Genomic DNA, 15,469 nt, shown 5'->3' with positions numbered 1-15,469 from the left:
CCCCGGACCCCCCACGCGGCGGAGCCGCACAATGTCACAGCCGAACTTCGTTCGGATCTGCTCAAACGCCGCAGGGGCTGAATGCCTCAGGCGCCGGAAGGGCTGGATTTGCCGCGGCCAGCTGCGTGGTCGCGTTGGGCCAGGGTGCGTAGTTTTTGGGTGTGGCGGTGGGTGAGGCCTCTGGTGCGGGCCTCGGTGAGTTCGGCGCGGGTGCGTTTGGTGGTGGCGATCCGGTGGCGGGCCGCCTCGATGCGTTGCTGTACGAGGTCGTTGACGTTCATGAGTGGGGCCTCCGGTGTGCGGGCGTCAGTCGGACAGCTGGAAGGCGTGCCAGTGCACGCCGTCGCTCGATATCCGGTACGCCCCCTGGCCGGTGCCGCTCTCCCACAGCCAGCCGATCGGGGTCTTCCACGCGGAGCCCGCGATGCCGGTGGAGCCCTCCCCCTGATGGAAGGTGCGGCCTCCCGTGTCGCTGGTCCAGACGCCGTGTTCGCCGTAGATCGTGAGGGAGTTGTCGTCCGCGGCGATCGCGCCCAGGACCGAGCGCGGCTCGACGCCGGGGCGGAAGGACCAGACCCGGGTCCAGGTCCGGTCCGAGGCGTTCTGCTTGTGGATGGTCAGCAGACCGTTCTTCACGCCCTCCCCCTCCGGCAGTCCGCCGCGCTGCAACGCGAAGATCCCCGCACGGCCCGAGACCAGCGTGAACGTCCCGTGCTGCGAGGTCGCCGCCCCGGTCAGCGGGGACTCCTTCCAGGTGCGGCCCCGGTCGGGGCTGACCGCCAGCGTGGGCCGGCCCGAACCGGGAGCCTTGCCCTGGACGTACAGGTCTCCGGCCGCCTCACCGGCAGGGTCCACCACCCCGCCCAGCGGCGGCTGTTGGGCCAGGGCCCGGTGCTCGCCGGAGTCCGGCATGATCACAGCGAGGCGGGCGCGCCCGCAGCCGTTGCCCTCGGCGTCCTCCGCGCTGCAGACCGAGACCAGCCGACCGTGCGCGGGCACGGAGGGCACGGTGCCTTGGACGGCCGCCGTGCCCTTGCGCCAGGTCCGGCCGCTGTCCGCCGTGTACCAAGTCCGGTCGCCGATCATGCTCGTGCCCTCACGGATCAGCGCCCGGCCCGGCCCCAGGACCAGCACATCCGCGGTCACACCCCAGTCCGGAGCCGTGTTCGCCAGGGGCGAGGCCTTCGCCACCCGCCACTGGCGCGCGCCCTTGTCGAGGACCGCGACCCGCTGCACACAGCCGTCGCCCGTGCCCTCTTCCTCCCCCTCCGGGCACTGCGCGAGCAGCGCGAAGCCCGAGCCGTCCGCTGCGAACCCCAGGGAGTGCGCCCAGCCGGGCAGCCCGTCGGCGGACGGTATCCGCGGCGGATCCGCCCCTTCCCCGGCTCCCCTTGAGGCCGCTCCGGCCGCCTTCGACTGCGCCGCCCGCTCATCGCCCGGCTCCCCGCCACGCCTGCCGCCCGCCTCGCCGCATCCCGCAAGCAGCAGGGCGAGCGCGCCGATCAGCGCGGCCAACACCCGCCGTACATATACCCCGTTCATGGCACCCCCGGCCCGCGGTGCCGACCGCATCGGGCGGTCGGCAGGTACTTCTGATACACCGCAGGCCGGTTCGAGGTTCCATGTCCGAGGACGAATTATTTTGGTCCGAGGACGGATTACTTTGCCGATTCCCGTCCCCGCGCTCCATTTGCCGATGTCCGTCCCCGCGCTCGGGACGGATTGCGCACGAACTGCCAGCAGCCTGCCGGCAGACTCCTCGCGGGCCGCCCGCCGGCTACCTGCTGAGCCGCCCGAACCTCCGTACCGCCAGCGGGAAGAACACCGCCACCAGCACCACCGGCCACACCACCGCGAGCAGCGCGGCGTGCTCGGAGGCCCAGGAAGCCGAGGAGACACCGCCCTCGTTGCCGAACAGGTCGCGTACCGCCGTGGCCGTGGCCGACATCGGGTTCCACTCGACCGTCGCGCCCAGCCAGCCCGGCATGGACTCCGGGGTCGCGAACGCGTTGGAGAGGAAGCTGACCGGCCAGACCAGGATCTGTACGGCCATCACCAGCTCCGGCTTGCCTGCCACCATCGCGAGGTGGATGCCCATCCACAGCATCGCGAAGCGCAGCAGCAACAGCAGCCCCATCGCCGCGAGCACCGCTCCCAACGAGCCGTGCCAGCGCCAGCCCACCGCGAGCCCCACCGCCATCAGGATCACGAGCGAGAGCAGCGACTGGAGCATGTCCGCGGCCGAACGGCCCACCAGGACCGCCCCGTTGGTCATCGGCATGGAGCGGAAGCGGTCCACCACGCCCTTGTTGAGGTCCTGGGTGACGGCGACCATCGTGGCGTCCAGGCCGAACGCCATGGTCAGCGCGAACATGCCCGGCACCAGATACTCGCGGTAGTCACCCTCGATGCCGGTGCCGCCGCCCATCAGGTAGCCGAACATCAGGAGCAGCATCACGGGGAAAACCAGGCCCACCACGACCTGTACGGGCTGACGCGCCCAGTGCAGCAGTTCGCGCCGCGTCATGGTCCAGGAGTCGGCGAGCGCCCAGCCGAGCCGCGTACCCCCGGCGGCTGCGGAGCCGATCCCCGTATCCCTGGCGCCGATCGTCGTCGACGTACTCATGCGTCCTCCTTCTCACCCTGCGACCGACCCGCACCCTGCGACCGACTCTCGCCCCGCGGCTCCCCGCCACGCGTCTCCCCGCCCCGCGACCGACCCGCGCCTTCCAGCTCCTCGCCCCGCGGCCGCCCGGTCAGATCCAGGAACACCTCGTCCAGCGTCGGCCGCCGCAGCGCGATGTCCTCCGCCTCGATACCGGCCTCCTCCAGCGCCCGTACGACCTGTGTGAGCGCCGCCATCCGGTCCGCGACCGGGGCGCTGACCAGGCGCAGGTCCTCGTCGACCGAGGCCTCGCCGGGCAACAGGGCGGCGGCGCGGGCCAGTTGGGCCGGGTCGTGCAGCACCACGTCGATCCGGTCGCCGCCGGTCTTCGCCTTGAGCTCGTCGGAGGTGCCGTCCGCGATGACGCGGCCGTGGTCGATCACGGAGATACGGTTCGCCAGCTGGTCCGCCTCCTCCAGGTACTGGGTCGTGAGCAGCACGGTCGTGCCGCCGCCGACCAGCGAGCGCACGGCGCTCCACACCTCGCCCCGCCCCCGGGGATCGAGACCGGTGGTCGGCTCGTCGAGGAACAGCACCTCGGGATCCGTGATCAGCGAGGCCGCGAGGTCGAGGCGGCGTCGCATACCCCCGCTGTACTGCTTGACCGCCTTGCGCCCGGTGTCCTCGAGCCCGAACCGTTCGAGCAGTTCGCCGGCCCGCGTCCGCGCCCGCCGCGCGCCCAGGTGGTAGAGGCGGCCGAACATCTCCAGGTTCTGCCGCCCGCTCAGGTCCTCGTCGACCGCGGCGTGCTGCCCGAGCAGACCGATCCGCCGGCGCACCTCGTCCGGATGCGTCCGTACGTCGAACCCGGCGACCCGCACCTGCCCCTCGTCGTGCCGCAGCAGCGTCGCCATGATGCGCACCGCGGTGGTCTTGCCCGCACCGTTCGGGCCGAGCACGCCGTGCACCGTGCCCCGGGCGACGGTCAGGTCCAGGCCGTCCAGGGCCTTCTTCGCCCCGTACGCCTTGTGCACGCCCTCGGCGATGATCGCGTCGGTCATGAGCCTCCTTCGTTTCGTAGTCAAACTTGACTACTACTCCTGGAACGTACTCCCCGCTCTCGCGTTAGTCAAACTTGATTACCAGCTCTCTTGTGGCCGGTCCGGACAACGGCGCAGGCCCGCCCGGTCAACGCCGCAGGCCCGTCCGGTCAACGCCGCAGGTCGGCGCACCGGCCTGCGCGGGCGGCGCGCATGGAATCCCCCTGTCACGTTGTCCGTGACATGCCTTAGTCTTCGATCTCCGCGCCCGGCTTCCCGGGCGCGCGCCGGTGCCCGTATCTCGGGCCGGCCGGTTCTTTGATTCCGTGGGGGGATCTCTCATCGTGCGTAAGCGCATGCTTTCGACCGCGACGGCGTTCGCGGTTCTGTTCAGTTCTGCGGCTCTGGTCGCGGGTTCGACGGGGTCGGCCGCAGCCGACACCGCGAAGGTGCTGCCGGTGCAGTCCGCCGGCGACATGGTGGTGGACGGGGTCCACCAGCAGGTCTTCATCAGCGACCCGTACAGCGGCAAGATCGTGGCGACCGACTACACCGGAACGGTGGTCGCCACCGTGGACGGGCTCCCGGGCGTACAAGGGCTGGCGCTCTCCGCCGACTCGGGACTGCTCTACGCCGCGGTGCCCGGCGATGACTCGATCGTCTCGATCGAGACGCAGACGGTTACCCGCACGGGCCGGTACGCGACCGGGGACGGTACGGACCCCGCGCATCTGGCGCTCGCCGGGGGCAAGATCTGGTTCGGTTACGGCAACGCGGACCTCGGCGACATCGGCTCCCTCGACCTGTCCGGCACCGAACCGGTGGTGGAACTGGGGCAGGACACCGATAACAAGTGGACCGGCGCCCCGAGGCTGGCCGTCTCGCCCGCCGACCCGAACACCCTGGCCGCCGCGTCCCCGGAGGTCTACTGGTTCGGACTCAGCGTGTTCGACGTGTCCTCCGGCAAGGCCGCCCGCACGGCGCGCGTCGGCGACGGTGGGGCGTCCGCAGGGTCCGGGATGACCAATGACCTCGCGTTCACTCCGGACGGCACCCGAATCATCACGGCCAACCCCGGCGACCATCACCGGGTGTGGAGAACCACGGACCTCGTGGAAGTCGGGTCATACCCCAGCGAACACCACCCCACGGCTGTCGCCATTGCACCCGACGGCACCGTCGCGGCCGGCACGGACTCGCCGTACGACCCGGACGTCCACGTCTTCACGCCCGGCGCCACCACCTCGGTACGCACCTACGACTTCCCTTCGACGGGAAGCAGCAGCGGCGGAGACAGCCTGGCCGACGAAGGTCTGGCCTGGGAGCCCGGCGGGAACCGCCTGTTCGCCGTCACCGGCAACTACGACAACACCCACCGGCTGCATGTCCTCACCGACCCCACCAGGTCTCTGCCCAAGTTGACCGTCACCGTCCCCGCCAAGGCCACGCGCGCCAAGCCGTTCACCGTCAAGGGCACCCTCACGGCGACACTGCCCCTGCCCGCCGGCACCCCCCTCACCGTCACCCGTACCGACATGGAGTCGCCGAGCGGCAAGTCGCTCGGGACCAAGTTGCTCGGAGCGGGCGGGGCGTTCTCGTTCTCCGATACTCCGCCCGCCGGCGGCAAGGTCACCTACAAGGTGGCGTACGCAGGGGACTCGACGCACACCCCCGCCTCGGCGACCGCCTCCGTCGAGGTCTCCCGCGCCACCCCGACCCTCACCCTGAACAACAACGGCAAGCTCTACGACTACGGCAAGGACGTCGCCTTCGCCGCGCATCTCGGGTCGACGTACAAGAACCGCACGGTGGAGATCTGGGCGGACCCGTTCGGCGCCGACAAGCCCAACAAGCTGGTGAAGAAGGGCACGGTCAACTCCAACGGCAACCTGTGGGTCACCCTGGACATGAGCCGCGATGTCACGCTCACCGCGAAGTTCGCGGGTGACGCCCGCTATGCGCCGAAGACGGTCAAGTCCACGGCGTACGCGAAGGTGCGGGTGTCCACCACCGTGTCCAAGCACTACAGGACCGGCAAGATCGGCTCCACGACGTACCACTACGTCCGCAAGTCGGTCGACCCCGTGTTCACCACCACCATGACGTACTACAAGGGCCGCAAGCAGCGGCTCGAGATGGACGCCTACGTCAACGGCCGGTGGATCGACGCGGGAGCGGACTACTTCGCGCTCGGCACCAACGGGAAGTCCGCGGTCACCCTGACGGGCACCCCGCAGACCGGCATCAAGTTCCGTATGCGGTCTTCGTACATCAACAGCAGTTCGGGGGACACGGTGAACAGCACCACCCACGGCAGCTGGAAGTACTTCATCTTCACGAAGTGATCCTCATGAAGTGATCGTCATGAAGATGAACGTCACGAAGTGACGGTGCGCCCGGGGGCCGGAGTTCTACTCCCGGTCCCCCGGGTGCACCTCATCCGTCGCGTACGGGTTCTCCTGGTCCTCGGCGAGCACTCCCACGAAGGGCTCCCCCTCGCCCGAGAACGTGTAGGCCCCGCCCTCGATCCGCTCGATCAGCCCCCGCGTCCACTCCGCGCCGGCGTCCGCCGAGTGCACCCACAGGTGCATGATCTCGCCGATGTGGCCGAGTTGTTCGGGCCCGTCCTCGGGGATGTAGTGCGCGGTGACGCCGGCCCGCCACGCCTCGATCGCCTCCACACGCTTCTTCAGGAGGGCGACCGCCTCCTCGCGCGGCAGGTCGACGATGAAGCCGATGGCCGACGAGAGCACGTCCATTTTCTGGTCGTACGCGACGAGGGAGTCCTTGAGCAGGGAGAAGTACTCCTCCGTGCCCTGCTCGGTCACCTCGTATTCGGTGCGCGGCGGGCCGCCGGCCGTCGACGGTGCGACCTCGTGCGCAAGGAGCAGGCCTTGCTTCGCCATCTGCTTGAGCGCGTGATAGATCGAGCCCGGCTTGGCGTTCGACCACTCGTTCGCGCCCCAGAACTCCAGGTCGTTGCGCACCTGATAGCCGTGCGCACGGCCGTGCATACGGACGGCGCCGAGGACGAGCAGACGGATCGCGGAGGGGCCGGACATGCACGGGTCCTTTCCAGTACGGGCGACGGAGTGCGGGTGCGTTCTATTCAACTTTGACTAGGCTACCCGTATGGACAGGCACACCAAGAAAGCGACCGCAAAGACGATCCCCATCCTCCCGTGCCGGACGCTCCAGCCGGTGCTCGACTTCTACTCGGCGCTCGGCTTCGAGATCACCTTCCAGCAGAAGAGCCCCAATCCGTTCGCCGTCGTGGCGTACGGGGAGATCGAGCTGCAGTTCTTCGGGCTGAAGGCGCATGACCCGCAGGCGTCGTACAGCACCTGCTACGTCCTGACCGATGACGTCGACACGCTGTACGAGGCCTTCCGGTCCGGCCTCAAGGCGACGTACGGGCGGATTCCCACGCGCGGGCTGCCACGGATCGGGACGCTCAAGGACATGTCGTACGGCGTGCGGCAGTTCCTGATGACGGACCCGGGCGGGAACTGCATCCGGGTCGGGCAGAAGATCAGCGAGGACCAGCATCACCGGCCCGCTCCCGAGGAGACCTTCGCGCGGGCGCTGCACAACGCGTCCCTGTTCGCCGACTCCAAGGAGGACCCGGTCGGGGCGGCGAAGATCATCGACCGGGTGCTGAGGATGGCGGACGAACAGCCCACTCCCGTACAGCTGTTGAAGCTGCTGGTCCTGCGGGCGGATGTGGCCCTGCGGCTCGGGGACGAGGACACCGCCCGTACGGCGGAGGCACGAGCGCAGGCCGCCGCGGCCCAACTCACCCAGGAGGAACGGGAGTCGGTACGCGACGACCTGGAGCGGCTCGAAGACCTGCGGCCCCAAGACCTGGAGCGCCCCGGAGACCTGAAGCCCTAGCCCCAGCTCTGCCCGCTCTCCTCGGCCACCAGGTCCCAGGCCGACTTGCCGTCGAGGGACTCGCGGATGATGTCGGCGTGGCCGGCGTGCCGGTTGATCTCGCGGATCAGGTGGAGCGCGACCCAGCGCAGGGAGACCGCCTCGTCCTTGGGGTACCAGGGCTCGTCCGGCAGCGCGAAGGTGGCGTTCAGGTCGGGGGCAGCGCGGATGAACTCCGCGGTCTCGTCGGCTACTTGCTTCCAGTACGCGAGCTGCGAGGTCACCGTCTCGTCGCCGACGAGCGTGAAGCACTCGTGCCAGTTGGACTCGTCGCGCTGGACGCGCTCCGGCTCGCCCTTGGCCTTGGCGATCCAGCCCTGCTCGACCTCGGCGACATGCTTGATCAGACCGGCCAGCGAGAGTTCGCTCGCGCTGGGCTTGGACGAGGCCTGCTCGTCGCTCAGACCGAGCACCGAGCGGCGCAGGCCGCCGCGGGCCTCCTCGATAAAGTTGAGCAGCGCGCCGCGCTCATCGCCGGGGGTCTCTGCCGATACGTGGGTGACCATGGTCCGTCCGCCTTTCACAGCGCCTGTCCCTGCTGACAGAAACCACGCTACGGACACTTGCGGTCAGCTGCTGTCCTAGATGCACAGCGCGACGGAAGAGCTACGGACCGCACCGCGCCGAGCAAGAGCTACAGCGGGAAGTGGCTCCGCCCGTGCTGCACCGAGATCCACTTCTGTGTCGTGAAGGCCTCGACGGTCGCGTCCCCGTTCAGCCGCCCGAGCCCCGAGTGCTTCTCGCCGCCGAAGGCCACGAAGGGCTCGTCGTGCACGGTCCCGTCGTTGACGTGCATCATCCCGGTCTCGATGCGCTTGGCGAAGCGCACCCCGCGCTCCACGTCGCCGGTGTGCACCGCGCCGCTCAGGCCGTACGGGGTGTCGTTGGCGATCCGTACCGCATGCGCCTCGTCCTCGAAGGGCACGAGCAGCACCACCGGGCCGAAGATCTCCTGGCGCAGGATCGGGGAGTCCGCGGGCAGACCGGTCAGGACGGTCGGCTCGACGAGATTGCCGATCGTGCGGCCGTGGATCAGGGCGGTCGCGCCCTCGTCGAGGGCCTGCTGCACGAGCGTGCCGAGCGCTTCGGCCTGGAACTCGTTGATCACCGGGCCGAGATCGGTCTCCGGGTCGCGCGGATCGCCGGTCTTGAGCGCCCGTACCCGCGCGAGGAACTTCTCGGTGAAGACGTCCCACAGCGAGCGGTCCACCAGGATGCGGTTGGCGGCCATGCAGACCTGGCCCTGGTAGACGAAACGGCTGAAGACCGCGGCGTCCACGGCGTAGTCCACATCGGCGTCGTCGAGCACCACCAGGGCGCTGTTGCCGCTGAGTTCGAGGATGGCCTTCTTGAAGTGGGTGGCCGTGACGGCGCCGACATGGCGGCCGACGCGGTCGGATCCGGCGAAGGAGATCACCTTGGGGACCGGGTGCTCGATGAGCGCGTCGCCGATCTCCGCGATGTCCGTGATGAGGACGTTGAGCAGGCCGGGCGGCAGTCCCGCGTCCTCGAAGATCTTGGCTATCAGGCCGCCGCCGACCACGGGGGTGTTCTGGTTCGGCTTGATCACCACACCGTTGCCGAGCGCGAGCGCGGGGGCGACGGACTTCATGGTCACCAGGAACGGGAAGTTGAACGGGCTGATCACACCGACCACACCGACCGGATTGCGGTAGAGCCGGTTCTCCTTGCCGGCGGTCGGCGAGGCGATGATGCGGCCCTCGGGGATCAGCGCGAGGTGGATCGCCTCGCGCAGGAACTCCTTGGCGAGATGGACCTCATAGCGCGCCTTGAGCCAGGTGCCGCCCAGCTCGTCGATGATCGCCTCGGCGATCTCGTCCTCGCGCTCCTCGGTGATGCGCAGGGCCCGCTCGATGACGGCTCTTCTGGCATACGGGGAGGTCTCGGCCCAGTCCTTCTGGACGCGCTCGGCCGCGCGATAGGCCTCGTCGACCTCGAAGCGCGTGGCCACGGTCACCGCGGCGAGCTTCTCCCCGTTGTACGGGTTGAAGTCGATGATGTCCCACGAGCCGTTGCCCGTACGCCACTCGCCGTCGATGTACTGCCGGCCCAGGTCGGTGAAGAAGGACATACGACCCCCGCGTCTGGCTGTACTGCCGGGCGCTTGTGAGCACTTGCGACAGTTCCTGATAGCCAGTCATCGTACTTGTGTTTCAGGACAGTTGGAGAAGTCCACGGAGCAGATCGCGGGTCTGGTCCGGATTCGGACTGTCGTGTTGCAGCCTTTCCATCGCCTTCTCGTACTGCGCGACTTCCTCGCGCTTGTCGAGGTACAAGGCGCTGGTCAGCTGTTCCAGGTAGACGACGTCGGAAAGGTCCGATTCGGGGAAGCGCAGCAGAGCGAAGGCACCCGACTCCCCGGAGTGGCCGCCGAAGCTGAACGGCATCACTTGAAGGGTGACATTCGGCCGCTGCGACACCTCGATCAAATGCTCCAACTGACCGCGCATGACCGATCGGTCACCATACGGGCGGCGCAGGGCGGCCTCGTCGAGCACGCAGTGCAGCTGCGGTCCGCGCTCGTCGACGAGCAGCTTCTGGCGCTCCAGGCGCAGCGCGACTCGGCGCTCGACCTCCGCATGAGCCATGTTCTCGGCATTGCGCGTGACGACCGCGTGGGCATACGCCTCGGTCTGCAGCAGCCCGTGCACGAACTGCACTTCGTACGCGCGGATCAGCGAGGCGGCGCCTTCCAGACCCACATAGGTCTGGAACCAGCCGGGCAGCACATCCGAGTAACTGTGCCACCAGCCCGCCAAGTTGGCCTCCCGGGCAAGATCGAGCAAGGGCCCGCGTTCGGCCTCGGCCGTGACGCCGTACAGCGTCAACAGGTCCTCCACGTCCCTCGCCTTGAAGCTCACCCGTCCCAACTCCATGCGGCTGATCTTCGATTCGGAGGCACGGATCGAGTAGCCGGCCTGCTCACGCGTGATCCCGCGCGACTCCCTCAGGCGCCGCAGCTGCGACCCCAGGAGGATGCGCCGCACCACTGAGCCGCTCGACTCCCCAGCCGTCACTGACTTCAACCCTCCCCAGCCCCCATCGGGCCCCTACAGGTGCCGAAGTCTGCCATTAAACGCTCCTGCGCGTACTCATCTGGTTACAGAAACAGGTTCCTCACAGAACGACTACGAAAGAATACGCAGGAAGAAATAAGCAAGAACTGGTACTTGAAGGTCCAACTCCGGCACGTGCACGTGCATCTGCCCTTGCATCCGCCGTACGCATTCGGAACGATGGGCCCGCGCACCACCGCAACATCGCTACGGCCGCGGAACCGGGAGTGCCTCGCATGGGGACGAATGGATCGACCATGCTCGAGCCGTTACGGCAGGGGCTTCCCCCCATCGACCCCTCCGCGGTGTCGAATGCGGCCTCGGTCGCCTTGCCCGCCCGCTATGAAGCGGTGCGCGGGGCACGGCAGTTCACCCGCTCCACTCTCACCGAGTGGCAGCTCGACGGCCGTTTCGACGACGTCGCCCTGGTGGTCTCCGAACTCGTCACCAACGCCCTGCGCCACGCGCTGCCCGCCGACACGGTGCGCGACGAGTCTGCTCCCGTACGGCTGCATCTCATGCGCTGGAGCTCGCGGCTCGTGTGCGCGGTGCGCGACCCCAGCCAGGAGAGCCCGGTGGCGCGCGAGGACGAGGCGTACGAGGACTTCTCGGCCGAGTGCGGCCGCGGCCTCTTCCTCGTCGACTCGTTCGCCGACGGCTGGGGCTGGCATCCGCTCGCCGGGACGCTGGGCGGCAAGGTGGTGTGGGCGCTGTTCCGGCTCGAAGGTGCGGAATAGGGCTTGTTCGTACGGCAGTCGGGCCGGGATGCGGATCACGCGTCCCGGCTGTTTTGCGTTCAGGCGGGCCGACGCGCCCTCGCCGTCAGGCCCCCGCTATCAAGTGGTCGAACTCGCCGTCCTTCACACCGAGCAGCATCGCCTCTATCTCGGCGCGCGTGTATACGAGCGCGGGCCCGTCGGGGAAGTTCGAGTTGCGCATCGCCACCCGCCCCTCCGACAGCTTCGCGAACTCCACGCAGGAACCCTGGGAGTTGCTGTGCCGGCTCTTCTGCCAGACGACCCCGTCGAGCTCTGTGGCCGCCATACCGTTGTACGCGTGGTCCACAAGTCGCTCCCGTTGGCACTGTGACTGATGATGCGGTGCGGTCAACTGCCCCGGATCATAGCTGTGTTCACCTGCAGATGCATGGGCAGATGCACGTGCACGCGGGGTGCGCGCCTGGTTACAGGCCCGGGCGCGCTCCCCGCGCTGCTCTGCGACGGGAGCGCTCCCGTCAGAGAGCGTCCAGGACGGCTTCCAGCGCGGTGATCACGGACGAACGCCAGCCGCCGCCCATGATCTTGCGGGCCATGAGCTGCGTCGGGTCGTCCGGGTCGAATCCCTCGTGCACAAGGAAGAGACGTGTGCCGCGCCCTTCCGGCTCCAAAGTCCAGGTGATCGTCCAGTCCACGGCGTCGGGACGGTCCGCGTCCTGCCAGCGGACGGCGAGCATCCGCTCCGTCTCGTACGCGAGGACCTCGGCTTCGACCGTCCCGGAGAACTCGGTGTTGGGGCGCGGGAGCGCGGCCATCGTGTAGCGGTGGCCGACCTCGAGCCTGAAGTCACCGGGCATCATCCACTGGGCGATCAACTCGGGCTCGGTGAGCGCGCGCCAGACCTTGGCGGGCGGATGGGGCAGGAACTGGGCGACGCGGATGGTGGTCAGGTCGCCGTCGTCTTCGTACGCGGGCATGATCACGCTTCATCTCGTACTGGAAGGGTCATGCCTCATCGTCGGGCAGCCGGTCGAGCAGAGCGCCCAGCTCCTTGAACCTGTCGCGCCAGAACCGCTCGTACGGATGGAGCCAGTCCTGCACCTCGGCGAGCGGCAGGGCCTCGAGCCGGTAGATGCGCTGCCGGCCCTGGCGCTCCTCGGAGACGAGACCGGCCTCCCGGAGCACCTTGAGGTGTTCCGAGAGGCTCGGGCGTGCCATGTCGAAGTGGTCGGCGAGCGCCTGCACGGGCTGCGGTCCGTCCTCGCGCAGCAGCCGCAGCACCTCGCGCCGGGTGCTGTTGGCGAGGGCGGCGAAGACCCGGTCCTCGGGTGCGGCGCTGGTGGTGGCCACTTGGGTCCTTCCGGTCTCAGTCGGTTCCGTACGCGTGAGGCGCCGGCGTGAGCAGCATCAACCCGTTGCCGTCGGGGTCCTTGAAGCCCGCCATCCGGCCCCACGGCATGGGGTCGGGTCCGGTGACCTCGACTCCGGCGGCCTCGAGCCGCTCGGCGTCCGCGTCGACATCGGTCGTGAGGAACATGATCCCCTGCGTCTGACCCGGGGTGAAGCCGCCCATGTCCGGACCGGAGAGCGTGAGCACGGTCTGGGCGCCCTCGGGCGCGACCTGCAGCCAGCGGCCGGGCGGCATCCGGCGGTCTTCGGTGACCTGGAAGCCGAGGGTCTCGGTGTAGAAGCGCAGGGCGGCGTCCTGGTCGGAGACGGGGACGGTGATGAAGGAGGCGTGGGTGATGGTCATGCACTCCACGATAGGTCGGCAATTTCCTACCTGTCAAGCGTAGGGATTTCCCTACGGATGGACTTACGGGGTACGCGAGGGGTACGCCACGGCGTACGTCAACGCGGCGGCGCCGGCTCCAGCGCGTCCGACAGCTCCTCCAGGGCGTCGAGCAGCAGGCGCGCACCGCGCAGCACCACGCGGTCGGGGACGCCCTCGCCGTCCCAGTTCTCCAGGCACTCCCGTACGGGCTTCCAGTCCGGCACCCTGCGTTCGCGCACCGCCTTCGCACCCTGGTCCGCCGACTCCCGCAGCGCGTCGGCGAGTCGGGCCGCGGCCGGCACCGGGGTCGCGCCGCGCTCGGGGAGGTGGGCCTCCATCAGCATCCCGATCCGGGCGATCTGGGCCAGCGCCTCCCCGGCCCCGTCCGCCGCCGCACGGGACAGGCCCCGGTGGCGCACCGGTTCGGTGGCGGCTCGCTTCAGCGCGTCCTGCCAGGCGATACGGGCCGCGCGGGAGTCGAGGAGCGCCTGGCGCACCTCGCCGGGGCCGGCCGGTTCCGCGTACTGGTGGACGACGGCCGCCGCGTAACGGCCGTCCGCGACCAGCCAGTCGGCCAGCTTGGTGCGCAGCCGCGGGGTCTCCCACGCCGGGTACACCGCGTACGAGATCATCGCGAGCACTCCGCCGAGCAGGGTGAGGAGCACCCGCTCGTAGACGGTCTGGCCGACGTCCGCGCCGATCGTGCCGAGCAGGAAGACGATGTACGCGGCGACCAGGACCTGGCCGACGACGTAACCGGTGCGCAGGAGCAGGTACATCAGGCCCGCGCAGATGATCGCGAGCGTGACCGACAGCGGGACGCCCGGCTCGGTGGCGAACACCACGACGGAGGCGAGCGTGACGCCCACGATGGTGCCGCCGAAGCGGGCGACCGCGCGTCCGTACGTCTGCGAGAAGTCCGGGCGCATCACCATCACGGAGGCGAGCGGCGCCCAGTAGCCGTGGCCGAACGGCAGGAAGTGGCCGAGGACATAGCCGAGGACGACGACCGCCGTGACACGGATCGCGTGCCGCAGATACGGCGATCCGGTCACCTTGAGCTCGTCCCGCAAGGTGCGGGCGGCACGCGGCCCGAGGGCCTGGACGCCGGGGCGGATCAGCGGGATGGGGCGGGTGTCGGACTGCACGGCCCGGGCGGATTCGGCGGACGAGAGCTTCAACCGGCGTGCCGGGAGCGACAGTTCGGGCGACTTGCCGCGCAGCACCAGGGCGAGGCGTTCGAGCACCGTCCTCGGTGCGGCCGCGCCCGTGTCCGGGGTGGCCGTCTCCACCACGTCGTCGAGCAGGGCCGCGAGCCGACGGGCCGCGCGGGCGGCCGGTCCGGTGAGGATCGCGCCGGTGTCCGGGGTCCGCAGGGCCGCGACCGCGCCCGGGGGCAGCGCGACGGGTTCGCCGTGGCGGATCGCGCGGGCCGCGGTGTCGAGGATCTCGCCCGCGGCGGCGAGCAGTTCGCGTACCCGGTCGCGCTCGCGGCCCTCGTCGGCGGCGCCCACGGCCGGGTCGGCGAGGGAGGCGAGGACGGGGCGGATCCGTTCCGCGAGGCCGCGTGCGCCGTGCAGTTCGGACGGGCGCGTACGGGCCTGGCGTGCGGTGACGACCGCCGCCTCGCGCGCCGCCATCAGGGGCGCCGGGTCGAAGGGGGCGGTCGGGTCGTGGCGCAGCCGGCGCGCGTAGTCGGCCTCGGCGGCGAGCGCGTCCGCGAGTGCGTCGCGCTGGGCGCCCCAGCGGCGGATGGGGAACAGGACGATCAGCGCCGCCTGTACGAGACCGCCGAGGAAGATCACGAACGCGTGGCCGGCCGCTTCGGCGACGGTGGTGGGCAGGGTGACGGTGACGAGCACCATGGCCACGTTGGACGAGGCGATCACGCCGACCGTCGGGCCGAGCGCCCAGCACAGGCCGGCCACGAAGGTCCATACGGCGAGCAGAGTGATGAAGACGGCGAGATGGGCGCCGGCGAGGTAGCCGAGGAACGTGGTGATCGCGAGGGTGGTGCCGGAGGCGAGGGCGAGCACCGGACGCGGGCGCCAGCTGCGCTGGAAGGTGGCGATCGCGGCCTGGAACGCGCCGAACGCCGAGGAGACGGCGGCCTCCGGGCCCGCCAGGGCGAGCGTCGAGCTGACGACCAGCGCGAGGCCGACGGTGGCGCGCAGGGCAAAGAGCGGTTCGAGACGGTGGCGCTCGACCTTCAGGCCCGAGCGGGTGGTCTCCTTCAGCGCTCTGAGCCAGCTCACCTGTTCAGGATACGGATGGATGGCGCGTATCCGGCATTACGGGCGCCGAGGTGGGCTGTGGGCAGGCGG

16 protein-coding genes are annotated in these 15,469 nt (G+C 69.6%); 3 read left to right on the top strand and 13 right to left on the bottom strand.

All coding sequences use genetic code 11. The features are described 5' to 3' along the window. Positions 1 to 86: 86 nt before the first annotated feature. The 4 genes from G6045_RS31795 to G6045_RS31780 all read right to left on the bottom strand — a co-directional run bounded on the left by G6045_RS31795 (position 87) and on the right by G6045_RS31780 (position 3,666). Complete coding sequence (locus G6045_RS31795; RefSeq protein WP_165335631.1) at positions 87 to 281, bottom strand: hypothetical protein; 195 nt, start codon at positions 279 to 281, stop codon at positions 87 to 89. 25 nt (positions 282 to 306) lie between these two features. After that, positions 307 to 1,542: an exo-alpha-sialidase gene (locus G6045_RS31790; RefSeq protein ID WP_165335630.1), complete on the bottom strand. Its 1,236-nt coding sequence runs from the start codon at positions 1,540 to 1,542 to the stop codon at positions 307 to 309. A 235-nt stretch (positions 1,543 to 1,777) separates the two neighbouring features. Beyond that, entirely contained in the window at positions 1,778 to 2,626 is an 849-nt protein-coding gene (locus tag G6045_RS31785) for an ABC transporter permease (protein WP_165335629.1), read from the bottom strand. Then, on the bottom strand, positions 2,623 to 3,666 hold the full coding sequence (locus G6045_RS31780; protein WP_165335628.1) for an ATP-binding cassette domain-containing protein: 1,044 nt from the start codon (positions 3,664 to 3,666) through the stop codon (positions 2,623 to 2,625). Before G6045_RS31780 ends, G6045_RS31785 begins: the two co-directional genes overlap by 4 nt. A gap of 323 nt (positions 3,667 to 3,989) precedes the next feature. Here G6045_RS31780 and G6045_RS31775 point away from each other — a divergent pair, with 323 nt between their 5' ends. Beyond that, entirely contained in the window at positions 3,990 to 5,990 is a 2,001-nt protein-coding gene (locus tag G6045_RS31775; RefSeq protein ID WP_328707975.1) for a WD40 repeat domain-containing protein, read from the top strand. A gap of 66 nt (positions 5,991 to 6,056) precedes the next feature. Here G6045_RS31775 and G6045_RS31770 read toward each other — a convergent pair whose 3' ends face one another. Beyond that, positions 6,057 to 6,707: a PadR family transcriptional regulator gene (locus tag G6045_RS31770; protein WP_165335627.1), complete on the bottom strand. Its 651-nt coding sequence runs from the start codon at positions 6,705 to 6,707 to the stop codon at positions 6,057 to 6,059. 70 nt (positions 6,708 to 6,777) lie between these two features. Here G6045_RS31770 and G6045_RS31765 point away from each other — a divergent pair, with 70 nt between their 5' ends. Further along, entirely contained in the window at positions 6,778 to 7,539 is a 762-nt protein-coding gene (locus G6045_RS31765) for a bleomycin resistance protein (protein ID WP_165335626.1), read from the top strand. Here G6045_RS31765 and G6045_RS31760 read toward each other — a convergent pair. The 3 genes from G6045_RS31760 to G6045_RS31750 all read right to left on the bottom strand — a co-directional run bounded on the left by G6045_RS31760 (position 7,536) and on the right by G6045_RS31750 (position 10,616). Continuing rightward, entirely contained in the window at positions 7,536 to 8,084 is a 549-nt protein-coding gene (locus tag G6045_RS31760) for a DinB family protein (RefSeq protein ID WP_165335625.1), read from the bottom strand. The genes G6045_RS31765 and G6045_RS31760 overlap by 4 nt on opposite strands. Positions 8,085 to 8,212: 128 nt before the next feature. After that, positions 8,213 to 9,670 (bottom strand): aldehyde dehydrogenase family protein, encoded by a 1,458-nt coding sequence (locus G6045_RS31755; protein WP_165335624.1) that lies wholly within the window; start codon positions 9,668 to 9,670, stop codon positions 8,213 to 8,215. 82 nt (positions 9,671 to 9,752) lie between these two features. Next, positions 9,753 to 10,616 carry a helix-turn-helix domain-containing protein gene (locus G6045_RS31750; RefSeq protein WP_165335623.1) on the bottom strand — a complete coding sequence of 288 codons (864 nt, stop codon included), beginning with the start codon at positions 10,614 to 10,616 and terminating at the stop codon, positions 9,753 to 9,755. Between the two features lie 275 nt (positions 10,617 to 10,891). On the opposite strand from G6045_RS31750, the gene G6045_RS31745 reads away from it, so the two are divergent. Then, positions 10,892 to 11,392 (top strand): ATP-binding protein, encoded by a 501-nt coding sequence (locus G6045_RS31745; RefSeq protein ID WP_206344440.1) that lies wholly within the window; start codon positions 10,892 to 10,894, stop codon positions 11,390 to 11,392. 85 nt (positions 11,393 to 11,477) lie between these two features. Here the strand turns inward: G6045_RS31745 and G6045_RS31740 are convergent, their stop codons facing one another. The 5 genes from G6045_RS31740 to G6045_RS31720 all read right to left on the bottom strand — a co-directional run bounded on the left by G6045_RS31740 (position 11,478) and on the right by G6045_RS31720 (position 15,400). Then, on the bottom strand, positions 11,478 to 11,699 hold the full coding sequence (locus G6045_RS31740) for a DUF397 domain-containing protein (protein ID WP_165335632.1): 222 nt from the start codon (positions 11,697 to 11,699) through the stop codon (positions 11,478 to 11,480). A 190-nt stretch (positions 11,700 to 11,889) separates the two neighbouring features. Continuing rightward, positions 11,890 to 12,348, bottom strand: coding sequence for an SRPBCC family protein (locus G6045_RS31735; RefSeq protein WP_165335621.1), 459 nt, complete (start codon positions 12,346 to 12,348; stop codon positions 11,890 to 11,892). A 28-nt stretch (positions 12,349 to 12,376) separates the two neighbouring features. Then, positions 12,377 to 12,721, bottom strand: coding sequence for an ArsR/SmtB family transcription factor (locus tag G6045_RS31730; RefSeq protein WP_165335620.1), 345 nt, complete (start codon positions 12,719 to 12,721; stop codon positions 12,377 to 12,379). A 16-nt stretch (positions 12,722 to 12,737) separates the two neighbouring features. Beyond that, positions 12,738 to 13,124 carry a VOC family protein gene (locus G6045_RS31725; protein ID WP_165335619.1) on the bottom strand — a complete coding sequence of 129 codons (387 nt, stop codon included), beginning with the start codon at positions 13,122 to 13,124 and terminating at the stop codon, positions 12,738 to 12,740. Positions 13,125 to 13,222: 98 nt separating this feature from the next. Further along, positions 13,223 to 15,400: an FUSC family protein gene (locus G6045_RS31720; protein WP_165335618.1), complete on the bottom strand. Its 2,178-nt coding sequence runs from the start codon at positions 15,398 to 15,400 to the stop codon at positions 13,223 to 13,225. Positions 15,401 to 15,469: the final 69 nt, after the last annotated feature.

The organism is Streptomyces mesophilus, assembly GCF_011044995.1.
Classification (GTDB): Bacteria; Actinomycetota; Actinomycetes; order Streptomycetales; family Streptomycetaceae; genus Streptomyces; species Streptomyces mesophilus.
Note: the sequence above shows the minus strand (reverse complement) of the source record. Positions and strands in the feature narration are given on the sequence as shown.